The organism is Fluviicoccus sp. (assembly GCF_030646115.1).
In the GTDB taxonomy this organism is placed as follows: domain Bacteria; phylum Pseudomonadota; class Gammaproteobacteria; order Pseudomonadales; family Moraxellaceae; genus Fluviicoccus.
Window position 1 is genome coordinate 78,002 of record NZ_JAUSMX010000008.1, and the last position, 22,034, is coordinate 100,035.

Here is a 22,034-nt window from a genome sequence, read left to right on the forward strand (position 1 = left end):
GTGCTATTATCCGCGGTTAATTTTGATCGCATCCGGTCCCGATGCCGCGTCCGTTGAGAGCTCCCCATGCCCCTGAATACCGTTGAAGAACTCATTAACGACATCCGCCTCGGCAAGATGGTCATCCTGATGGACGACGAAGACCGCGAGAACGAAGGCGATATCGTCATGGCGGCCAGCCATGTGCGGCCCGAAGACATCAACTTCATGGCCAAACATGCCCGTGGCCTCATCTGCCTGACGCTGAGCCCGGAGCGCTGCCGCCAGCTCGACCTGCCGCTGATGGTCAACCGCAACGGCTCCAGCCATGGCACCAATTTCACCCTGTCGATCGAGGCCGCCAGCGGCGTCTCCACCGGCATCTCGGCGCATGACCGCGCCCATACCGTGCAGGTGGCGGTGGCGCGTGACGCCAAGCCCGCCGACATCGTCCAGCCCGGCCATATCTTCCCGCTGATGGCCAAGCCCGGCGGTGTGCTGCACCGCGCCGGTCATACCGAAGCCGGTTGCGACCTGGCGCGCCTGGCCGGTCTGGAAGCCGCTTCGGTGATCGTCGAGATCATGAACGAAGACGGCACCATGGCCCGTCGCCCCGATCTTGAAAAATTTGCCGCCGAACACAACCTGAAGATCGGCACCATCGCCGACCTCATTCACTATCGCATGGTCAATGAGCAGACCGTCAAGCGCACCAGTGAGAATCCGCTGGAAACCGAATACGGCACGTTCAGGCTGATGACCTATCAGGAACACGCCAGCACCGAGACCCATCTGGCTTTGGTTAAGGGTGACGTCGCCAATGGTACGCCGGTGGTGCGGGTGCATGCCCTGAACCCGCTGCGCGACCTGCTGCACGCCAAGTATCAGGGCCGTATCGGCTGGAACCTGCAGAAGAGTCTGGCGGAAATCGCCAACCATGAGGCCGGTGTGCTGGTGTTGCTGGGACAGGATTTCGCTTCGGAAGAGTTGGTGGACCATATCCAGGGCTTTTTCAGCCAGCGCCCGCGCGCGGCGGTGGATGGTTCCGGCATGTACCGCACCATCGGCGCCGGTTCGCAGATTTTGCGTGACTTGGGCATTACCCGCATGAAGCTGCTCAGTTCACCGATGCGCTTCAATGCCTTGTCCGGTTTCGGGCTGGAAATTGTCGAATACCTGGGGACCGATTAATCCTCTTGGCGGTCTGTAGGTCGGGCTTCAGCCCGACACCAACCGCCGCCAGAGCCCAAACCGAATATCGAACACCCGTGATTTGTCGGGCTGAAGCCCGACCTACAAAACCTGTTGGAGAGTTTCATGAAAGTTATCGAAGGTGATTTCCGCAATGCCGACGGCAAGTACGCCATCCTGGTCGGCCGTTTCAACAGCTTTGTGGTTGAAGCCCTGCTGGACGGCGCGCTGGATACCCTGAAGCGACACGGTGTCAGCGACGACAACATCACCCTGGTGCGCGCCCCCGGCGCGTGGGAACTGCCACTGGCGGCCAAGAAGCTGGTCGAGAAGAAGCAATACGACGCTGTGATTGCCCTCGGTGCGGTCATTCGCGGCGGCACCCCGCATTTTGACTTTGTGGCCGGCGAATGCGCCAAGGGCTTGGGCGTGGTCGGTCTGGAAGCGGGCATCCCGGTGGTGTTCGGTGTGCTGACTACTGACAGCATCGAGCAGGCCATTGAACGTTCCGGCACCAAGGCCGGCAACAAGGGCTCCGACGCCGCCATGACCGCCATCGAGATGGTTTCCCTGCTGAAGGCCCTGTAATGCACCAGCAACAAGTCAATACCCCCGCCGCCCGCCGCAAGGCGCGGCGCTTTGCCATGCAGGGCCTCTACGAGTGGCAACTGTCGGGCAACGCCCCCTTCGAGATCGAAGCCCGCTATCGTGTCGAAAACGCGATGCACAAGGTCGATCTGCCGTATTTCCACGAACTGCTGCACCAGGCAGTGCGTCGGGCGGAGGAGCTGGATGAAGTATTCCGGCCGTTCCTGGATCGTCAGATGAGCCAGATCAATCAGGTGGAACGCGCCATCCTGCGCCTGGGCAGCTATGAACTGCTGCACCACCCCGAGATTCCCTACAAGGTGGTGTTGAACGAGGCGGTGGAGCTGGCCAAGGACTTTGGCGCCACCGACTCCTACAAGTACGTCAACGGCGTGCTGGACGAAGTGTCGAAGACCGCCCGGCAGGCAGAACGGCAGGCCGGCTGATGCCGTCCGAGTTCGGGCTGATCCAGCGGTATTTCACCCGGCCGCCTGCGGACGGCGTGCTGCTGGGGGTGGGCGATGATGCCGCACTGCTGGCGCCTCCCGCCGGGGAAGTGCTGGCGGTGACGGTGGATACGCTGGTTGCCGGACGCCATTTCCCGCTGAACACCCCGCCTGCCGCCATCGCGCACAAGGCGCTCGCCGTCAATCTTTCTGATCTGGCCGCCATGGGGGCCACACCCCGCTGGTTCCTGCTGGCCCTGACCCTGCCTGACGCTTCCGACGCTTTCCTGTCGGAATTCGCCTCCGCCCTGTTTGCGCTGGCCGATGAAGCCGGTATCACGTTGGTGGGCGGCGACACCACGCGCGGCCCGCTGGCCATCAGCATCACCGCCATGGGCAGCGTCCCTGCGGGCCAAGCCTTGCGCCGCAGCGGGGCCAGGCCGGGAGACGGCATCTACGTGTCCGGGACGGTCGGCGACGCCGGATTGGGTCTGCTGCAGGCGCTCCAGCCCGGCCATGCAAGTCTGTCCGCCTTCGAGGCCGCTTTTGTCCGCCAGCGGCTGGATTATCCGCAGCCGCGTTTGGCGTTGGGCATAGCCTTGCGCGGGCAGGCGACGGCTTGTCTGGACATCTCCGACGGGCTGGCGCAGGATCTGGGACATATCCTGGACGCTTCCGGGGTGGGGGCTGAGCTGGATTTGCAGGCGCTGCCGCTGTCGTCCGCCTTGCGTACCTTGCCGGAAACTCAGGCCTGGCAACTGGCGCTGGCCGCCGGGGATGATTACGAACTGTGCTTCACCGCGCCGCCCGGATTTTCGCCACAGGCCTTGCCGGGCAATGTGCCTGTTACCCGTATCGGCACGGTGACGGCCGCGTCGGGGCTGGTTTTGACCAGTCGCGGCGTGCGGGTTGAACATGAATTCTCCGGCTATCAACATTTTTGAGTGAGCCATGACCCAGTATCCGATACGCAATCCCGTCATCTTCCTGGCCTTCGGACTGGGCTCCGGGCTGTCGCCCAAGGCGCCCGGTACGGCGGGTTCGCTGTTGTCCCTGCTGTTTTTTCCGGTGCTGGCGGCGCTGGGTCTGTGGAGTAGCGTTGCCCTGATCGTGGCCGCCGCGATATTCGGCGTCTGGCTGTGCGGCCGCGCGGCGGAAATCCTGGGCGTGCATGACCATGAAGGCATTGTCTGGGACGAATTCGTCGGCCAGTGGATGACGCTGCTGCCCTTGCTGGGCGAGGCGGCGTGGGACGGTGCGACGGTACTCAACGTCATGCTCGGCTTCATCCTGTTCCGGGTGTTCGATATCCTCAAGCCCTGGCCCATTTCCTGGTGCGACAAGCATCTGGAAGGCGGCTTCGGCATCATGTTTGATGATGTGCTGGCCGGTGCGGCGGCAGGAGGCTGTGTATGGCTGCTCGCTTACAATCACTGGCTGTTCTGATTCTGTTGCTGACCGCCGCAGCCGCTTCGGCCCGTGACATTGTGGTGGTGGGGCTGATGGCGGATCGCGCCATCCTCAAGGTCGACGGTGAAACCCGCCTCTTGAGAATCGGTGAAACGCTGGATGACATGACCTTGCTGGGCGTCAATGCCGGTGAGGCGCGCCTGCGTATCGGCGATCGTGAAGAGCGGCTGACCATGGGCCAGGATCGCGGCGGCGCCCGTAACACGTCCGGCGGCGGGGTGGTTGAAATCAGCGCCAACGCCATGGGCCAGTTCATGACCAGCGGCATGATCAATGGCCGCATCGTGGAATTCCTGGTGGATACCGGGGCCAGCAGTGTCTCGATGACGCGTGGTCAGGCCACCCGTCTGGGCGTGGATTTCCGCCGTTTTGGCAAGCCTTGCCTCAGCCAGACCGCCAACGGCCCGGTGCGCTGCTGGATGGTGCTGCTGAGCCGGGTCAAGGTCGGGCCGATTGTCGTGGATGCCGTGGATGCCGCCGTGCGTGATACCGATGACGGTGCGCCGGTGCTGCTGGGCATGTCCTTTCTGGGGCGTGTGAAGCTGGAGCATGCGGACAACCGCCTGAAACTGACCGGCCGGTAAGCGTTGCGGATTTCCCCAAAGCAGCTTTCACTTGCTACAATCGCCCACCTTCGGTTCCCCAGCGAGATAAAGCGCGTGTCCGTCGATTTTGTCGCGTCCTCCCGATTGCCCACCCGCCACGGGCTGTTCACCATCCACGCCTTTGAAGAACCGCAGACCGGCCAGGAACATGTGGCCCTCAGCATGGGCGATGTCGGTAACGGTCAGCCGGTGCTGATGCGTGTCCATTCCGAATGCCTGACCGGTGACGGTTTTGGTTCCTTGCGCTGCGATTGCGGCCCGCAACTGGAGGCCGCCATGCAGAAAGTGGCGGAAGAAGGGCGCGGCGTCATCCTTTACCTTCGGCAGGAAGGCCGGGGCATCGGTCTGGTCAACAAGGTGCGCGCCTACGAATTGCAGGATCAGGGTGCGGATACCGTCGAGGCCAACGAACAACTGGGCTTTGCCCCCGATCTGCGTGAATATTCCATGTGCGAGGACATGCTGCGCCATCTGGGCGTGACCCAGGTGCGGCTGATGACCAACAACCCGCTCAAGGTGGAGGCCCTGGAAAAACATGGCATTCAGGTCGTGGAGCGGGTGCCGCTGATGACCGGCCGCAACCCGCACAATGACCAGTACCTCGATACCAAGCAGGAAAAGATGGGGCACCTGCTGTAACGCGAACGCCTAGCGCGATGCCACCCGCTGCATTTCCACTTCGTAAAGCTTGGTGATGCCCTGCATGTGTTTCAGCAGGTTCTCGGTGGTGCCGCAGATGGCGGTCGGAACGTACAGCTCCTCCTTCGACAGTTCAAAGCCTGCCCTTGAAAATTTCCACAGGCTTTGCACCCGCGCCAGTCCCTGGCTGATTTCCGGAGTGTTCTGCGGATTGCCTTTCAGCTCGTTCAAGCCGTTTTCATATTCCTGCATCGCCGTCTGGAAGTCCTTGTCCAGCCCTTCATAACTAAGCCCCCAGCTTTTGGTCAGGTACAGCCGCGCAATGCGCTGGCTGAGCATGCGCTGCCGTCCCGAGACGTTGACCAGGCGGGCGTTGGCGACGCCGGTATGGTCCTGGATCTGTTTGACAGCGGCTTCGCCCAGCTTCAGCAACTCATCACTTTGCCGCAGCATTTTCAGTGCTTCGCTCTTGTCGGGGGAGCCAAGGATGCGGGTCTTGTAGCCGCCCCAGACCGCTTCCACCTTGGCAAACGACTCGCGGATTTCCGGTGTCGGGGCATATTCCTTCAGGGTCTTCAGGTTGTTGTCAAACAGGGCAACGCTTTTGGTGCGTTGTTCGCGGGCCTCCAGCACCTTGACGCCCTGGCCCAGCATTAGCCAGGTTTTCGCCGTGCGCTGGCTCAGCATGCGCTGCAAGCCGGACATGTTGACGGCTTCAGCATCGGTCAGGGCAAAGGCGGGGACGCCGGGCAACAGCACCAGCAGGGCCATCAGGGCAGTATGGAACAGCGTCGGGGCATTCATGGGCATTCTCCATGCGGGTGGCTTTTGACGTCGTTGTCAAAATGAAACGGGAAGATCGCCATGAGGGGGCCGCGCTCGGCATTGAGTTATTGCGGCAGACGATACTGACACAGAGGCAAGAAGCAGGCCACCTGGCAGGAATGGCTCAGGTAAGGAGTGGGAAGTGTGACGGGGCTGACAGAATCCATGACCGGCGGTTCTGGTTGGCTGATGAACGGATCGCCAGCGGGGCAGCGGAGCTCCGTATCGGGGTGGCGGCGGGTGCAGGTTCAGGCGGATGCCCGACCCACACCGGTGCAGCACACGGGTTCAGATGCCCATGCTGCCCAAAACGCGCACGATGTTGCCAATGACTCCCGCCAGCACCGGATGCTCGGCTTCCAGTTGCACTTCCATAGCTTGAAGAGTGTTCAGGAACTCTTCAGGTTTGGGGTTCTCGTGAAGTTGCAGGTGCAGTTCCATGTCGGCCAGCGTGCGCGACAGTTCGTCGTGCTGCGGGGCGGCCAGCGGCTGCTGCTGCAGGTGGTTGCGGGCGCGGGCGATTTCGTCGCCGATCAACTGTTTGTTTTTGCTCATGGTGTTCTCCTAAAGTGGCAGGGCCGCCAGCCGGGCGCGGACGGCGTGTTCAATGCCCGCGGCATCCAGGCCGCAGGAGGCCAGCATGTCGCCGTGGGCGGCGTGTTCAATGAAGGCATCCGGAATGCCCAGGTTCAATACCGGCACGACAATCCCCGCCGCCGCCAGCCATTCGTTGACGGCGCTGCCGGCGCCACCCATTACGGCGTGTTCTTCCACCGTCACCAGCAGCTCATGTCCGGCGGCCAGTTCACGCACCAGTTCGCCGTCCAGAGGCTTCACGAAGCGCATGTTGGCGACAGAGGCATCCAGGGGTTCGGCCGCCAGCAGGGCGGCCTCCAGCAGGCTGCCAAAGGCCAGGATGGCGACTTTTTGGCCCTGACGGCGCATCTCACCCTTGCCCAGCGGCAGGGCGGTCATGGCCTTTTCCTGGGCCACGCCGGGGCCGGTGCCGCGCGGATAACGAACGGCGGCCGGGCCGGGGTGCTGGTAGGCGGTATAGAGCATTTGCCGGCATTCATTTTCGTCCGCCGGGGCCAGGATCACCATGTTGGGAATGGTGCGCAGGTAGGCATAGTCATAGGCACCGGCATGGGTGGGCCCGTCTTCGCCCACCAGTCCGGCGCGGTCAATGCCGAAGGTGACGTCCAGGTTCTGCAGGGCAACATCGTGCACCAGCTGGTCGTAACCGCGCTGCAGGAAGGTGGAGTAGATGGCGACCACCGGCTTCAAGCCTTCGCAGGCCATGCCCGCCGCCAGCGTTACTGCGTGCTGCTCGGCAATGGCGACGTCGTGGTAGCGGTCGGGGAACTGGCGGGCAAAACGCACCATGCCCGAACCTTCGCACATGGCCGGGGTAATGCCGATCAGGTTGTGGTCGGCGGCGGCCATATCGCACAGCCAGTCGCCGAACACATCGGAATACTTGGCTTTTTTAAGGGGCGGGTTCTGGCCGCGCTGGCTGGCCGGGGCAATCTTGGTGATGGCGTGGTAGCCGATAGGGTCTGCCTCGGCGGGGGAGAAGCCCTTGCCCTTGGTAGTGTAGACATGCAGCAGTTGCGGGCCAGGGGCGTGTTTCAGGTTGCGGATCACCTGCACCAGTTCTTCCAGATTGTGGCCGTCGATGGGGCCCACATAGTTGAAACCAATGGCTTCAAACAGCGCACCGGGGGAAGAAACCATGTGCTTGACGCTTTCTTCGGTGCGACGGGCGAAATTCCAGGCGCTGGGCATGGAAGACAGCACCTTCTTGCCGCCCTCACGCAGCGCAATGTAGCTGCGACTGGACCAGATGCGCGCTAGGTAGTTCGACAGGCCGCCGACGTTATGCGAAATCGACATGGCGTTGTCGTTGAGGATCACCAGCATGTCAGCGGCGTGATGGGCGGCGTCGTTCAGGGCTTCAAAGGCCATGCCTGCTGTCATCGCGCCGTCACCGATGACAGCGACAACCTTGCGGCCGGAAAGCTGGCGTCGTGCCGCCAGCGCCATGCCAAGCGCAGCAGAAATGGAGGTTGACGAGTGGCCGACGCCGAAGGTGTCGTAGGGTGATTCCTCGCGGCGCGGGAAGGCGGCAAGGCCGTCCTTCTGGCGCATGCTGACCATCTGCTCCTTGCGGCCGGTGAGGATCTTGTGCGGATAGGCCTGATGGCCGACGTCCCACACCAGCCGGTCTTCCGGGGTGTTGTAGACGTAATGCAGCGCCAGGGTCAGTTCCACCACACCCAGACCTGCGCCGAAGTGGCCGCCGGTTTGGCCGGTGCACCACAGCAGGTATTCACGCAGCTCGCGGGCCAGTGCGGGCAGCACGGTCTCGGGCAGGCGGCGCAGCTGTTCCGGCGTGGCGGCCTGGTCCAGCAGCGGGGTATTGGGACGGGTCAGGGGTATGCTGTGGAACATTGTCGGCGGACATCCTCGGCAGGGGTCGGGCGATTATAGCCCAAACCGTGTCATCGTCTGGTCATACATGTCGGTCAGTGGTCGCGCGCCACCAGAAAGTCGGCCAGCCAGCGCAGGGCGTTGGCCTGGCAACCTAGTGGCTCAATGGCAGCGACGGCTTCGTCGTGCAGTTGCGTGGCAAAGGCGCGGGCGGCGTCCAGTCCCATAATCGATGGGTAGGTGGCCTTGTCATGCTCGGCGTCGGCGCCGGCCTTCTTGCCCAGTTTTGAGGTGTCGCCAATCACGTCCAGCACGTCGTCATGAACCTGGAATGCCAGCCCCAGGCGGTCGGCGTAGGTTTCGAGTGCGGCCAGTACAGCCTCATCCCGGCAACCGGCGGCCATGGCGCCCAGGAAAATGCTGGCGCGGATCAGTGCGCCGGTCTTGTGGCGGTGAACACTTTCCAGCTCCTGCAGGCTCAACGTCTGACCTTCGGCAGCCAGATCCAAACCCTGTCCAACCGCCATGTCGGCGCTGGCGACGGCGAGGCGCTGCATCTGTCGCACCGTCAGCGCGGGTTCCAGCCCGCCTTCGCTCAAGGCCACAAAGGCCAGGGTTTGCAAGGTATCACCCGCCAGCAGGGCGGTGGCTTCGCCGTAAACCTTATGGCAGGTGGGAACACCCCGACGCAGGTCGTCATCGTCCATGCAGGGCAGGTCATCATGGACCAGCGAATAACAGTGCACCAGCTCCACCGCTCCGGCGGCGGCATCGGCCGCTTTCAGCGTGCCGCCGCAAGCCAGCGCCGCTCCGTAAACCAGGGTCGGTCGCACGCGCTTGCCGCCGTTGAGCACGGCATGATTCATGGCGGCCGTCAGATCGGCGGACAGGGGGTTCTGGCGCTGGAGGAAGCATTCCAGCCAGGCCTGGATACGGTTCTGGCTTGCGTGGAGAAAATCTTGGGCGGACATGGGCGTATGGGGGCTGAAACCTTGCGGCGGGCGAGGCAAGGCTATGCCGGACAGGGATAAGGGTCAAGCCGGGATAATCGGATTCCGAGCGAATTCGCCGGGTTTCACAGCGAATTCACGGTCGGTTCCCTAGTTCTTCACTTGGTGTGGAAAACCCGGCCCTCCCGTCCCGGATCAGTGGCGATGCAGCAAGCCGTGCGAACCGCGCAGCAGGACAGCAACCGCCAGCAACACCGCAACTTGCACCGGCGCAAAGGGCTGGTCGAATTTCAGCGACAGCATGAACGCGGCCACGTAACTGAGCACGCCGACGCCGACACTGGCGAACAGCGCCAGCCGCCAGCTGTTGACCCACACGAAAACGGACCAGGCGGGCAGCACCACCAGCGCAAAACTGGCCATCAGTCCCAGCGAAGAGGTGCCGAAGGCCAGCAGCAGCGCCGCCAGCAGGTCGAAGGATAAATGCCAGCGCCAGCCCGGCAGAGCATTGGCCTGCTCAAAGCCGGGAAAGAAGCGGGCGCGCAGCAAGCGGTGGGACAACCAGGGTAATGCAATCAGGAAGGGCAAGCCTGCCAGCACCAGCACGATCAAATGCTCCTTGCCGACCAGGAAAATCTGCCCTTCGCTCATGGCATGCGCCAAGGATTCGCCCAGTGAGCTGTTTACCGCGACCAGATACAGCACGGCCCACCCTGCAAACATCAGCAGGGCATAACCCAGGTTGCCCTGCCGGGTGACCAGTTGCTTGGCTGCCACGGCGACGAAGGCACCCAGCGCGCCGCCCGCCATCAGCGGCAGGCCCAGCGCCGCCCCGGCCAGTTGGGCGGCGGCGGTGACATGCGCCACGCCCAGCGCCGCCAGCCATTCCTCACGGGCATGCAGCAGCGCGCCCAGCAGCGGCAGCAGCAGGGCGGCCGCCAGCCCGGTCAGTAAGGGAATGCGGAACAACGGGTCAAAGAGCAGGTCCATGATCAGAATTCGGAGTTGTGCAAGGTGGAGACATCAATCAGCCGGGTGGCGATGCCGGTCATGAACGATTGTTCGTGGCTGACCACGACAACCGCCTGATCCGGGCGTCGCTTCAGCAGCAGGTCCTGCAACAAGGTGACGCCGGCCGGGTCCAGATTGTTGGTAGGCTCGTCCAGCAGCACCAATTGCGCGGCGGAGGCCAGGCAGGCCCAGACGCTCAGCAGCTGGAACTGGCCGCCGGACAGGCTGTCCACCCGGATATGCCGCAGGTTTTGCAGGCGCTCGGGCAGGTCGGCGTTTTCTGCGCCCATCAGCCGCAGGTATTCGCTGGTGGACAGCGGGAAGCCGAACAGCCGCGCCGGATGCTGTTTCTGCAGGCTGATCTGCAGGCCGGGCGCTTTGAGCAGCCTGCCGCTGAAAATGCGCGACTCGCCGCTCAGGGATTTCAGCAATGTGCTCTTGCCGCAGCCGTTGCTGCCGCAGAGGCCTAAGACCTCTCCCCGGGAAACCGTCAGCGAAAGCGGACCCAACACCGGCTTGCGGTAGCCGACTGTCACGTTTTCCAGCGTCAGCAGCATGTTCTGGCCTCTCAGAGCTTGTTGCGGGCCACGGCCCCGGCCCACTGGTCGATCAGGCCGAAATAGCCGTCCTGGCCGCTGTTGGCGGGCGGGTCCAGCGGCAGGGCGGCTTCATTCCAGCCCAGTTGTTCCGCCAGCCGGGCGATGCCGCTGTTGCCCTGGTACACCGTATGCAGGATGACACCTTTTTTCCCCCGCAGCTGCTGCGCCAGCTTCAGGATATGACCGGCTGAAGGCGGAATGCCGGGAACGGGTTCAATGTATCCCAGCACAGGAATGTTGAAGCGGTCCAGAAAATAATTGGCGTCATGGTGGTAAAGCAGTACGCCGGGGCTGCCGGCCGTGGCCTGCTGCCAGCGCGGCATGCGCTGGCCGACGGACTGCTTGAAGGCGATGGCGGCGGCCAGATAGGCGGTGGTGTTGGCGGCGTCCAGCTTGCCCAGCCGGTTGGCCAGCGCCAGCGCAATGTCGCCCATCCGCACTGGGTCCAGTTGTACATGGGGGTTGCCCAGCGGATGAACATCACCCTGGCTGCGGTCGGCATTGCCCTTGGCGTCCAGCCTCGGCACTTGGGCGGCGGCTTCAAAATAGCCGCTGTTGCCGGGCAGCAGCCGTGGATTGCCCGCTCCCTCCGTCGCGGCCGGCAGCCAGCCCAGTTCCAGTTCCGCCCCCACCGACACCACCAGATCGGCCTGCCGCAGCGCCTGCATCATGGAGGGCCGGACTTGCAGGGTATGGGCGTCGCGGTCGGGCGGGGCCAGTTCGGTGACCTTGACATGGTTGCCGCCAACGGTGCGGGCGAGCATGCCCATGCTGCTGGTGGTGGCGACGATTTTCAGGTCGGCCAGCGCCAGGGTGCTGGTCAGACACAGGCCCAGGGTCATCAGTATTTTTTTCATGGTGTTTTTCCCGTCAGAACTTGTGCGCGCCATGCGGACCCAGGCTGTGGGTGTATTGCAGGAAAATCTGCTTCAACGCGGTCTTGGCGCCGGTTTCATCGTAAATATCCCCCTGAGCGGCCTGCAAACGCAAGCGGGAAAATTCACTGGGGTGGAAACTGAGGGCCAGCGTCTGCCGTTGAGAGGACTGGAAAGCCACCTTGGCCCCGGCTTCAACCAGTTCATTGGTGTCGCCGTTGACATCGTGCCGCAGGCCGATTTGCCAGCGCGGGGCAATACCGTAGGAGGCCTGGAGGTAATAGCCGTCCTGCAGGCCGTCGACCTTGTCGCCCATGGCCAGCGGCGAACCGGCATCGGCCGCCGTTACGGTCATGGTTTTTTTCAGGCGCAAGTATTCAGCCGCCAGCTTGAAATCCCCGGCGCCGTATTCCCCGGCGCTGTCGCGTTTATAGACCAGATCAAGGCCGGTCAGGGTCTGGTCACCGTCCAGGGCGTATTCATCACTGCTTTGGGCGGTCCCGTCTTCGTCAATGATTTGCTGGAATTGGCGGGCCTTAGCGAAGCTGAGGCCCACTTGCAGGGCGTGAACATCGCCCAGGTCCGGAGCCAGCTTGAGGAAGGCAGTGGTCAGCCGGGGGCCGCCACGGTGTTCGGGCAACGGATCCGTGATTGCCGCCGTGACTAGGTCGACGGTGTCCGCGTTTTCAATCAGCGTACCGAATTTTTCCTGATCATTGCCTTGCAGCGCTTCGATGCCGAACAGCGCGTAAAACGGCGTGGGGGCGACCCAGCTGAGTTGCACACCGGCGTCCATCAGCCCGTGATCGCCCAGAATGCCCATGTAGGCCAGGTTCTGGTCGGCGAAATCCCAGGCATGGGGGTGCTGGTTGTTCTGGTAGCCAATTTCACTCAGGAATTTGCCCATTTTCACTTTCAGTCCGGCGGGCAGCTGCCGGGTTTGCAGCCAGGACTCCTCCAGGGCGGTGGCTCCGTCGCCGCCAACGGTCAGCGTCAGCTTGCCGTCAAAGTAAGGGTCAACTACGGCGGACATCACCAGCTCCGATTCACCCAGGTTGAAGCCGTTTTCCAGCCCGCCATGGCCGTGACCGTGAGCCGCCGCTCCGTGGCCGATGCCGGCCATTTCTTCCAGCAGCCCGGCGCCGCCGCCGTTCTGGTTGTCGTGGTAGATGTTGCCGTCCAGGATCAGCGAGATTTGCGGATTGAATCCGGTTGCTGATGAAACGGCCTGATTGTTGTCGGCATGGGCGAAGGGGATGGCCAGGACCAGGCAGGCCGGCAGGGCGAAATGGCGGGGCATGATGTCACTCCGGATGTTGTTATTGTTACAATATAACATAACGTGCCGGATGGGAATTGGCAATTCGTGCCAATGACGGTCGTGGTGCATTTTCCGGATTTTTCAGGTAGTTTTTGCGGGACTTCCATTTTCTCTCAGCGGTGTAACCCGATGGCTTCGCGAAATCCTGAACTTGACCGTATCCGCTCCGAGTGCGAGGCGCTGGTGCGCAAGCGCGCGCTGGTGTCTGCCGGGGTGGCGGTAGTGCCGGTGCCGTTTCTGGACGTGGTGGTGGACGCCGGCATCCTCACGGCCCTGATTCCTGAAATCAGCCGCCGTTTCGGGCTGGCTCCCGAACAGATTGAGGCGTTCGACCCGGAAACCCGCAAGCTGGCCTGGGGGGAAATTGCCCGGCGCGGTTCGCAGTTCCTGGGGCTGGTGGTGACGCGGACCATTGTGCGGCAAAGCATTCAGGGCATGGCGACCAAAATCATCTCGAAGCAGGTGGCCAAATTCGTGCCGCTGGGCGGGCAGTTGGTGGCGGCGGGGCTGGGCTATTTCGTGATGCGCAAGATTGCCTACCGGCATGTAGAGGACTGCTATTCCGTGGCCAAGGCTACGTATCGCTAGGCCGGTATTGTTGCAGTAGCTTGTAAAGCGTTTCCTGCTTCAGCGGCTTGGGCAGGAAATCTGTCATGCCCGAGGCGAGACAGGCCTCGCGGTCACCCTCCAGGGCGTTGGCGGTGAGGGCGATGATCGGCAAGGCCGGATCGTTGACGCCCTTGTCGCAGGTGCGCATGGCGCGGGTGGCGTCGTAACCGTCCATTTCCGGCATCTGGCAGTCCATCAGCACCAAGTCATATTTGCGCAGGCCGAACAGCCGCACGGCCTCCTTGCCGTTGGGCGCCACATCCACCGAGGCTCCGGCCTTCTCCAGCATCTTCATCGCCACCTTCTGGTTGACGGCGTTGTCCTCGGCCAGCAACACCTTTAGGCCGCCATAGTTGCGGGTTTGGGACTCCGCGCGCGGCGTCAGGGTAGGGATGAGCGGCAGTTCCTTCTGGTATTCATGCGGCTGGATGATGGTTTTCTTGCCCGCAAAGATCGAGGCGATTTCGTTGATGACGGCATAAAAGCGCAGCGGCTTGTTGAGATAGCCGTTGAAGGGCAGGTAGAAGCCCGGCTCCATCTGCCGCAAGGGCGTCTGGCTCATCAGGATCAAATAGCTGTCCGACAGTTGCGGGTTCTGGCGGATGGACAGAGCAAAGGTGGCGCCGCCTTCCCCGCGCACCAGGCTGCTGTCAATCAGCACGAAGGGAATGCGGTGGGTGGCCAGACGGATAGCCTTCAGGTGGGCAAGCCCTTCCTCGGCGGTGGCCGCCAGCTCCACGCGCATGCCATAGCGCTGCAGGCTTTCGTTCAGGTAATGGCGGTTGATTTCCAGAGCATCAATGACGATGACCGGCGAGAAATACAGTTCCGGGAAATGGGGCAGGGTGCGCTCCACCGCCGTTTGCCGGTTCAACGGTAACTCCACCCGGAAAGACGATCCCTGCTGCTGGCTGCTCCTCAGTTCGATATAACCGCCCATCAGTTCCGCCAGACCCTTACAGATGGCCAGCCCCAGGCCGGTGCCGCCGAAACGCCGTGTGGTGGAAGCGTCTGCCTGCGAGAACAGCTGGAACAGCTTGCCCTGTTTCTCCTGGGGTATGCCGATACCGGTGTCGATCACTTCCAGTGAGATATTGACGCTGGCGGGCGTGATCACCGGCGCACTGATGCGCAGCGCAATGTAGCCGGTATGGGTGAATTTGATGGCGTTGCCCAGCAGGTTGAGCAGGATCTGGCGGATGCGGTTGGGGTCGCCGATCAGCAGGCGCGGGCAGTTGATGTGGTAGCACAGCACCATCTCCAGCCCTTTCGACTGGATTTGCCCTTGCAGCAGGTCGCAGACTTCTTCCACCAGCCGTTGCATGTTGAAGGGGATTTTCTCGATGCCCAGCTTGCCGGCCTCGATCTTGGAGAAGTCGAGGATGTCGTTGATGATGGTCAGCAGCGCCTGCCCGGAGTGGTAGAGCGTGCCGGCATATTCTTTCTGTTCGTTATTGAGCGGTGTTTCCAGCAGCAGTTGCGCCATGCCCAGCACCCCGTTCATGGGGGTGCGGATTTCGTGGCTCATGGTCGCCAGGAATTCGCTCTTGGCGCGGGTGGCGGCCTCGGCGGCTTCCTTGGCGGAAATCAGCGCCCCTTCCGTCTGCTTGCGGATGGTGATGTCATTGATGGTGCCGGTGGTGCCGCTGATGCTGTGGTTTTCGTCATAAAGCAGGCTGATCCACAAGTGCACCCAGCGAAAATCATGGTCGGAAGTCAGCAGCCTCGTGTCGCATCTCACCTGCTCGGCTTCGTTCAGGAACAGCCTTTGCAGGGAGCGGTAAAGGTCTTCCTGGTCATCGGGGTGGATGAAGTCCGTCATCAGCTTGCCGAGCGTGGCTTCGGCGTGCAGTCCGGTGACTTCGTGCCAGGCCGGGTTCAGGAAGGTGAAAGCGGTCTGGTTGTCGGTCTGGAAAATCACTTCATGCACATGGTTCACCACATGCCGGTAGCGTGCTTCTGACTGGATCACCTGCTGGCTTTGTTCATACAACCGGATGGCGGATTGGTTCAACGCGGAATTCAGGTCGCGGATCTCATCCAGATGCGAGGTGATGTGGATCTGGCGGCTGCCGCGATAGACATCCAGTTCCTTGGCGAAACGGATCAGCTGGTGCAGGTCATGCACCGGACTGCGCAATACAAAGAAGAACAGCAGAGAGGCGATCATGGCCAGGATGATGCCGCTGATCAGCGACTTGACCAGCACCCGCAACTGGTCACGCGACTGCGCGGAGTAGTCATAGACAATATAGACCCAACCGTTGTTGTCGATGGGCTGCCAGACCTCGGTGGTGTCATTGGCGTTGGTGCGGTAGAACTGTCCTTTTGACTTGCCCTTGGGAGGGTCCAGCGCCTTGCGGTTTTCCACTTCCAGAGGATCGCTGTCCGGGGTGTGCGCCAGCGCTACCAGCACTTCCCCGTTCCAGTCGGTCACCACCAGTTCACGGACTTCGGGGAAGATGGCGGTGCTGGCCATCAGGCTGCGGATGCCCTTGCGGTCGGAGGCCAGTACATCCTGGGCCACCACCGTGCCCAGGTTGCGGACGATCAGCGATGCCTGGGCGATGGCGTTCTGCTGGTTGATGTAACGTTGCTGCTGATAAATGCTGAGCGCAAACAGGCCCAGCGCGGCCAGCAGGGAGGCAGCGGAAAGGAGAGCCAGCAACCTGACCAGGCTGCGGGGCAGCAATGATTGCAACCACAGGAGTGCTTTCCGTTGTCCGGCCATGTCCTGGTCTATTCCGTATTTTTGTTGTCCAGCGTATCTGCCACAGCCATGTCCAGCGCTCCCAGCCGGTCGCTGCCGCAAAGCGCCAGGGTGGAGCCAGCATGCAGCACAAGGGCGGGCACGCAGGCCAGGCCGAGACGGATCAGCGCCTCATGCGCCTTGTGAAGCGTCGCGTCTGCCGACGGGATGGCTTCCGGTTCGGTGGTGCTGAATCCGGATTGCCGCAGTACGCTTGCCCGATGAGGTTTGCAGGTCAAATCCCGTCCCCCGGCCCAGATGCCTTGCAACAGACTGCGGGTCATCTGCCGTTCGCGTCCGTGCCCGGCGGCATAGGCCAGCAAGGCATGACAGTGGCGGATGCCCGACGGGTCCGGCATGCAGACCTCACCGAACGGCTGGCGGCGCCTTGCAGCGCGCCGGGCGCTGCGCCACAGCAGGCCTGCGGGCGGCAGCAAAGCCGGACTTGAGGCCCCGCCATCTGGCAGCGTGACAGGAAGCAATCGCAATCGCAAGCCATAGTGGTCGGACAGGGCGATGACATCGTCCAGATTCAGGTAAGAGTATGGATCACGGAAGCAGAAATAGAAATCCAGACAATAGCGGTGTGAGCGAATCCCGGCCAGCATTTCCGGATCGTTGACCAGAAAGCCGCTGCCGGGGGAAAAGCCTGTCGTCAATTCCGGGTTCGCGTTCGGCAGGTTAGGGGAAGACTCCTCCAGTCGCTCCGCCAGTTCAGGGAGGTCATCCAGACCGATGAAGGATTCCCCTTGGTAAACCAGCCGCGCCTTTGTGCGCGATTCGGTGTCGTGGGAGTTTGCTTCGCTCCAGGTTTGCAGCGTTTGCAGGGCCTCGTCGTGAGAGACAGGGGGAAAGCGCAGCGCCAGGGTTTCCAGTTTGCCCGCCTGATGCTCCCACACACAGACAAACAGTTGCCGCAGCAGGCATAAACGGTCTGCAGGAGGCATGCCTGCGGACGCCATCAGGATGCGCTCGGCCAGGCGGCAGTCTGCCGGGTGCGGCGGAGTCAGTGCATGAAAGGACAGTTGGTGCTGTTGCGCCAGATGCCAGGCATTCTGAATGTCCAGTCCGGTCACTGGTGCGCGAGGTGGAGTGAGGTTGACCTCCAGCGACAAGGCGTAATGCTCAAGCAGCGGCGGCAGGGACTGGACCAGCAGGAAGGATTCCGGATCGTCGAAGCCCGCCCACAGTGTCAGCACCGGCGCTTGCCGGGTGGCCCGGCTCAGCCAGTCATGACCGGCGCGCCAGAGTCGGCGTGTGACCGGGCTGGTGATGACGCGGGAATACAGTGGCTGCAGCCAACGGCGTGGCAGGGGCATGAGCTGTCCTCTTTCTGTTGACACTATAACGCCATGAAAATCATACGCAAGAGCGTGATTTTCACGGCCGGGGCCTTTGGCAAACCCATGGTGCTGCATGGCATAGCATATATTTCTGAAATATGTGATCAATTGCGCATATTTATACTTGTTGTTCAGTGGATATGATCCAGTATTGTTAATGGTGCGTTAATGCTCCTTGGCGGGGCAGTCGCGATTTTTTGGGAAAGGAGTCTGAAGAGATGCGCACATACACCATTGGATTCACGCCGGAACTGCAACACGAACAGGCCTTGCTCAGAAGTGTGCTGGTTTCTTTCGGCCGCCGTGAGTTTCATCGCTGGCTATGCGTGGCCGGGGCAGGAGCGGATGTGGTGATCGGACCGGTGGGAATTGCGGGCGACGCCGTCATGGAACAGGCCAGGGCACTGGGTAAAATTCTGGTGCATTACGGCGATGGAGCGGAGCATGCGGGGGTCAGCTCCCTGATGCTGCCGAAGCCTGTCCATGCCCGTGAGCTGATCGCTCTGCTGGTGCGGCTGGAAGCATATCTGACCGGGATGTCTCCTGAGCGGAGTTGAAGGCCATGTGCAACCATGCAGTTCAGTTCTATGAAGACGACGGCTTTCTGGTCCGGAAACTGTACGGGCATATTCACTCCGGCTTGACAGCGGGCCGGGCGTGCATGGTGATTGCGACGGCGGCTCATCGCGAAGCGCTGGGCGGACTGTTGCGGGGCCAGGGCGGTCATGACGTGGAGGCGCTGGCGGAAAACGGGTTTTATCTGGCCCTGGATGCCGTGAGAATGCTGGAAACCTTCATGGTTGGCGACAGCCCCGACGAGGATCGCTTCAGGGAAGTTCTGCATGAAATGCTGTTGCTGCTGTCGCCGGAAGCCTCCGGGCCGGTGGCGGCGTTCGGCGAAATGGTGGCTTTGCTCTATGCCGCCGGGAAAATGGATGCGGCGGTCCGGCTCGAACAGATCTGGAGCCGGTTCGCCCCCTACCACCGGCTCGATGTGCTGTGCGCCTATCCGCTTGGCCTGTTCCACCAGTCAGGCCATGCAGGCCATTTTGAGCGCATCTGCCATGCCCATGACCAGGTGTATCCCACGGAAAGCCTGGCGGATCTGCAAGGTGAGGCCTGGCATCGCTCGGTCGCCAGCCTGCAGCAGCAGGCGCTGGCGCTGAAGTCCACGGTACAGGAGCACATGGATCTTAGCGTGGTTTCGCAGGTGGCGGCGGTGGTTTATCAATACAGTGAAGAAGCCCTGATGATTTGCGATCGTGTTTTCCGCATCCTCACCGTTAACCCCGCTTTTTCCCGCATTACCGGTTATGCCGGGGCCGAGGTTCTGGACCGGGCGGCCGGAACCATTTTCAGGCAAACCGGCGTCGGATCGGGCGTTCAGTTTTATCAGGCCTTCAGCGCTTCGACGGGATCCTGGAAAGGGGAGTTGGTGGGGCATCGCAAGGACGGCGGGACCTTTACGGTGTCGGTGAATATTAATGCGCTGCGTGACGAAGGCGGTCGCAACAGCCGGTTTGTCATCCTTTTTTCAGATGTCGCCGGGAAAAAAAATACGGACGCGCTGTTATGGCGGCAGGCCAATTTTGATCTGTTGACCAATTTGCCCAACCGGCGGCTGCTCAGGGACCGGATGGAGCAGGAAATACGCAAGGCTAAGCGTGAAGGAACGCAGTTCGCATTGATGCTGGTGGATATGGATCATTTCAAGGACATCAATGATGCCTTGGGGCATGAGTTCGGCGACCGCTTGCTGATGGAGGCGGGATTGCGCATCAAGGCGTGTGTGCGTGAATCGGATACGGTCGCCCGGATGGGCGGCGACGAGTTCGCCGTGATATTGAGCGGCGTTGGACAAATGGCGCAAGTCAACGCACTGGCGCAGAAAATATTGCTCAAGCTCGTGCAGCCGTTTTCCCAGCAGGACGAAAACCTGTTCCTGTCCGCCAGCATCGGAATTGCATTGTTTCCTGACGATTCGGATAGCCCGGACGGTCTGCTGAAAGGCGCGGACCAGGCGATGTACGCCGCCAAAAAAGACGGCCGTAATGGCTTCGGCTATTTTCGCCAGGACATGCAGTTGCATGCGCTGGCGCATCTGCGGATGCAGAATGATCTGCACCTTGCCTTGGGGCTGGGTCAATTCCGGGTCTATTTCCAGCCGATCGTGGCGTTGGCGACCGGCCGGGTGCTCAAGGCGGAGGCCCTGATGCGGTGGCTGCATCCGCTGCGGGGCATGGTGCCGCCTGCGGAATTCATCCCGGTCGCCGAAACCTCCGGGGTCATCAAGCAGATGGGGGACTGGGTGTTCCGTGAGGCGGCGCAGTGGGCGCAGCGCTGGAGCGCCTGGTGCGGCGAGACCTTCCAGATCAGCGTCAACCGTTCGCCGGCGCAATTCATGTCGGATGACTTCACGGGGGACTGGTCTGATTGCCTGGGCGGGCTGGAATTGCCCGGCTGCGCCATTGTGGTGGAAATTACGGAAGGTTTGTTGCTGAACATGACGCCCAAGGTTCAGCAACAGTTGGCCGGGATGAGGGCGGCCGGTATCGAATTCTCCATAGATGACTTCGGCACCGGTTATTCGTCCTTGGCGTACCTGCAAAATCTGGACGTGGACTTCCTGAAAATTGATCAGTCATTTGTGCGGGATATGACCGTCAGCGCACGGAGTCGCGCCATTGTTGAGGCGATTATCGTCCTGGGGCACAAACTGGGAGTGCGGGTGATTGCCGAAGGCGTGGAGACTGTGGCGCAGCGCGATCTGCTTTATGACGCCGGTTGTGATTACGCCCAGGGCTACCTGTTTTCACCGGCGGTTCCGCCGGAAGAGTTTGAATACTTTTTGAGGAGGGGAACTGAAGGCAGACCGGGGTTTGGCGGCGGAATTCATGAGGAAGCAACGGGTGACGGGGCCAAGGCCCAGGGAGGTTCATGATGTTTTTTCAAAGTGCGTTGAGTACGGAGCCCGCCGAAAAGGCAGGCGGAGGGTTCAGGCCGCTGTTGCGGTTTACCGTGGGCGATTTGCAATGCGCCATTGACCTGTCGCAGGTGGAGCGGGTCTATCTGTTCATGGAGTTGATCCAGGTTCCCGGACGACCCGACTATTGCGCGGGTCTGATGAATTACCATGGCCAGGGCATCGCCGTGATTGACCTCGGCAGTTGGCTGGGCATGGGGGCCATGCGCCCCTACAGCCTGGAAACACCGGTCATTCTCTGCCGTCTCGGAGCGCATCGACTGGCGTTTATTGTCAGCGAGGTGACGGGGGTAGATAAGTCGCCGGTGGACGCCATCAGCAGGCAGGCCGATCCGGGAGTCGGCCACACGCCGTTCAAGGCGGTGGTGAGCCTGCCGGACGGCTTGGTGATGCTGCTGGATACGGCGGGCATTCTGGAGGTGTCCGGCCTGGGTGATGGCAAGGCGGATAGGGCCATGGAGGAGGGCTGCATTGCGCCCGGAAAGGAGGACGGTCATGCCAGGGCTTGTGCGTGAGAGGGGGGAAGGCGCAGCGGGCCGTCCGGCCGTGGACGCAGGGGTACATGAGGTTGCCGATATGGTCTGCCGGCGAACCGGCATCGTGTTGCTGGAACATCAGTATGCTGAGTTGCCGGCGCTGGTTGAGGAAGGTTGCGCGTTGTTCGGCCGCACCGACCGGAATGATTACCTGCGGGTCCTCCGGACACGGTCCCGCACACCTGAATTCGACTTTCTGGTGGACCGGATAACGATCAGTGAAAGCTATTTCTTTCGCGACGCCTCCCAGATGGCCTTGCTGCAGCACCGCTTGTTGCCGGAGATCATTGCCGACAAGCGCCTCAGCGGCGATCTTTCGCTGCGCATCTGGAGCGCCGGCTGCGCCGAGGGGCAGGAAATATACACGATGGCCATGCTGCTCCGTGAACTGATCCCGGACCTGAAGTCATGGTGCATATCCCTGTTGGCGACGGATATCAACCGATCGGCGCTGAAGAAAGCGGCAGTGGGGAAATACCGGAAATGGTCGCTGCGGTCCACGCCTCCTGGCATCAGGATGCATTATTTCCACCGGGCGGAGTACGAGTTTGTGATTTGCGATGATGTGCGCCGCATGGTGAGGTTTTCCTATCTGAATCTGGCCGAAGACCTGTTCCCGTCCCTGCACGGCGGTCAGGGTAATCTGGATCTGGTGTTGTGCCGGAATGTACTGGTGTACCAGTCGCCGGAACGCGTGCCGGCGCTGATCTCGCGGCTGGCCGGCAGTCTGGCGGCGGGCGGCGCCCTGTTGCTTGGCGCATCTGACCATGTCCCGGCGTCGCTCAGGTCCTTGCTTCGGGTGCATGGCCCGGATGGCTCCATTCATTATCAGCGTCGGGCCGACGGCATATTGCTGAAAACCGGATAAAACCAAGCAGAGGT

General features: G+C 61.8%; 22 protein-coding genes. 12 read left to right on the forward strand and 10 right to left on the reverse strand.

Annotated features, from left to right (window positions below; translation table 11 throughout):
* Window positions 1-66 precede the first annotated feature (66 nt).
* The 7 genes from ribBA (at window position 67) to ribA (ending at window position 4,918) form a co-directional block, all read left to right on the forward strand.
* Window positions 67-1,170, forward strand: a complete 1,104-nt coding sequence (ribBA, locus tag Q7T36_RS04625) for a bifunctional 3,4-dihydroxy-2-butanone-4-phosphate synthase/GTP cyclohydrolase II (protein ID WP_304844538.1) — start codon at window positions 67-69, stop codon at window positions 1,168-1,170.
* Window positions 1,171-1,296: 126 nt separating this feature from the next.
* Window positions 1,297-1,758: a 6,7-dimethyl-8-ribityllumazine synthase gene (gene ribE, locus Q7T36_RS04630; RefSeq protein WP_130410973.1), complete on the forward strand. Its 462-nt coding sequence runs from the start codon at window positions 1,297-1,299 to the stop codon at window positions 1,756-1,758.
* Complete coding sequence (gene nusB / locus Q7T36_RS04635) at window positions 1,758-2,204, forward strand: transcription antitermination factor NusB (protein ID WP_304844542.1); 447 nt, start codon at window positions 1,758-1,760, stop codon at window positions 2,202-2,204. The genes ribE and nusB overlap by 1 nt, the downstream gene beginning before the upstream one ends.
* Entirely contained in the window at window positions 2,204-3,148 is a 945-nt protein-coding gene (gene thiL, locus Q7T36_RS04640) for a thiamine-phosphate kinase (RefSeq protein ID WP_304844544.1), read from the forward strand. The genes nusB and thiL overlap by 1 nt, the downstream gene beginning before the upstream one ends.
* A 7-nt stretch (window positions 3,149-3,155) precedes the next feature.
* Window positions 3,156-3,650 carry a phosphatidylglycerophosphatase A gene (locus Q7T36_RS04645; RefSeq protein WP_304844546.1) on the forward strand — a complete coding sequence of 165 codons (495 nt, stop codon included), beginning with the start codon at window positions 3,156-3,158 and terminating at the stop codon, window positions 3,648-3,650.
* Window positions 3,617-4,258, forward strand: a complete 642-nt coding sequence (locus Q7T36_RS04650) for a TIGR02281 family clan AA aspartic protease (protein ID WP_304844548.1) — start codon at window positions 3,617-3,619, stop codon at window positions 4,256-4,258. Before Q7T36_RS04645 ends, Q7T36_RS04650 begins: the two co-directional genes overlap by 34 nt.
* A gap of 75 nt (window positions 4,259-4,333) precedes the next feature.
* Window positions 4,334-4,918, forward strand: coding sequence for a GTP cyclohydrolase II (gene ribA / locus Q7T36_RS04655; protein WP_304844550.1), 585 nt, complete (start codon window positions 4,334-4,336; stop codon window positions 4,916-4,918).
* 9 nt (window positions 4,919-4,927) lie between these two features.
* Here ribA and Q7T36_RS04660 read toward each other — a convergent pair whose 3' ends face one another.
* The 8 genes from Q7T36_RS04660 to Q7T36_RS04695 all read right to left on the reverse strand — a co-directional run bounded on the left by Q7T36_RS04660 (window position 4,928) and on the right by Q7T36_RS04695 (window position 12,911).
* Window positions 4,928-5,722 (reverse strand): type IV pili methyl-accepting chemotaxis transducer N-terminal domain-containing protein, encoded by a 795-nt coding sequence (locus tag Q7T36_RS04660; protein ID WP_304844552.1) that lies wholly within the window; start codon window positions 5,720-5,722, stop codon window positions 4,928-4,930.
* Window positions 5,723-6,031: 309 nt separating this feature from the next.
* A complete protein-coding gene (locus Q7T36_RS04665; RefSeq protein WP_304844554.1) occupies window positions 6,032-6,298 on the reverse strand; it encodes a DUF4404 family protein in 267 nt (88 codons plus the stop codon).
* A gap of 9 nt (window positions 6,299-6,307) precedes the next feature.
* A complete protein-coding gene (gene dxs, locus Q7T36_RS04670) occupies window positions 6,308-8,197 on the reverse strand; it encodes a 1-deoxy-D-xylulose-5-phosphate synthase (RefSeq protein WP_304844556.1) in 1,890 nt (629 codons plus the stop codon).
* A gap of 74 nt (window positions 8,198-8,271) precedes the next feature.
* Complete coding sequence (locus Q7T36_RS04675; protein WP_304844558.1) at window positions 8,272-9,147, reverse strand: polyprenyl synthetase family protein; 876 nt, start codon at window positions 9,145-9,147, stop codon at window positions 8,272-8,274.
* Window positions 9,148-9,321: 174 nt separating this feature from the next.
* On the reverse strand, window positions 9,322-10,116 hold the full coding sequence (locus Q7T36_RS04680) for a metal ABC transporter permease (RefSeq protein WP_304844560.1): 795 nt from the start codon (window positions 10,114-10,116) through the stop codon (window positions 9,322-9,324).
* A 2-nt stretch (window positions 10,117-10,118) separates the two neighbouring features.
* A complete protein-coding gene (locus tag Q7T36_RS04685) occupies window positions 10,119-10,694 on the reverse strand; it encodes an ATP-binding cassette domain-containing protein (RefSeq protein ID WP_304844562.1) in 576 nt (191 codons plus the stop codon).
* Between the two features lie 11 nt (window positions 10,695-10,705).
* On the reverse strand, window positions 10,706-11,593 hold the full coding sequence (locus Q7T36_RS04690; RefSeq protein WP_304844564.1) for a metal ABC transporter substrate-binding protein: 888 nt from the start codon (window positions 11,591-11,593) through the stop codon (window positions 10,706-10,708).
* Window positions 11,594-11,606: 13 nt separating this feature from the next.
* A complete protein-coding gene (locus Q7T36_RS04695; protein WP_304844565.1) occupies window positions 11,607-12,911 on the reverse strand; it encodes a TonB-dependent receptor in 1,305 nt (434 codons plus the stop codon).
* Between the two features lie 150 nt (window positions 12,912-13,061).
* Between Q7T36_RS04695 and Q7T36_RS04700 the strand changes: the two genes are divergently transcribed.
* Window positions 13,062-13,520, forward strand: coding sequence for a hypothetical protein (locus tag Q7T36_RS04700; protein ID WP_304844567.1), 459 nt, complete (start codon window positions 13,062-13,064; stop codon window positions 13,518-13,520).
* On the opposite strand, the gene Q7T36_RS04705 is transcribed toward Q7T36_RS04700, so the two are convergent.
* Window positions 13,507-16,272 carry a response regulator gene (locus Q7T36_RS04705; RefSeq protein WP_304844569.1) on the reverse strand — a complete coding sequence of 922 codons (2,766 nt, stop codon included), beginning with the start codon at window positions 16,270-16,272 and terminating at the stop codon, window positions 13,507-13,509. The genes Q7T36_RS04700 and Q7T36_RS04705 overlap by 14 nt on opposite strands.
* 8 nt (window positions 16,273-16,280) lie before the next feature.
* Window positions 16,281-17,609: a DsbA family protein gene (locus tag Q7T36_RS04710; protein ID WP_304844571.1), complete on the reverse strand. Its 1,329-nt coding sequence runs from the start codon at window positions 17,607-17,609 to the stop codon at window positions 16,281-16,283.
* 242 nt (window positions 17,610-17,851) lie between these two features.
* On the opposite strand from Q7T36_RS04710, the gene Q7T36_RS04715 reads away from it, so the two are divergent.
* Genes Q7T36_RS04715 through Q7T36_RS04730 form a run of 4 tightly spaced genes read left to right on the forward strand, consistent with a single transcriptional unit; the run spans window position 17,852 to window position 22,020 of the window.
* Window positions 17,852-18,190 (forward strand): hypothetical protein, encoded by a 339-nt coding sequence (locus Q7T36_RS04715; protein WP_304844574.1) that lies wholly within the window; start codon window positions 17,852-17,854, stop codon window positions 18,188-18,190.
* Window positions 18,191-18,195: 5 nt separating this feature from the next.
* Window positions 18,196-20,574: an EAL domain-containing protein gene (locus tag Q7T36_RS04720; RefSeq protein WP_304844576.1), complete on the forward strand. Its 2,379-nt coding sequence runs from the start codon at window positions 18,196-18,198 to the stop codon at window positions 20,572-20,574.
* On the forward strand, window positions 20,571-21,131 hold the full coding sequence (locus tag Q7T36_RS04725; protein ID WP_304844578.1) for a chemotaxis protein CheW: 561 nt from the start codon (window positions 20,571-20,573) through the stop codon (window positions 21,129-21,131). Before Q7T36_RS04720 ends, Q7T36_RS04725 begins: the two co-directional genes overlap by 4 nt.
* A complete protein-coding gene (locus tag Q7T36_RS04730) occupies window positions 21,112-22,020 on the forward strand; it encodes a protein-glutamate O-methyltransferase CheR (RefSeq protein WP_304844580.1) in 909 nt (302 codons plus the stop codon). The genes Q7T36_RS04725 and Q7T36_RS04730 overlap by 20 nt, the downstream gene beginning before the upstream one ends.
* Window positions 22,021-22,034 lie beyond the last annotated feature (14 nt).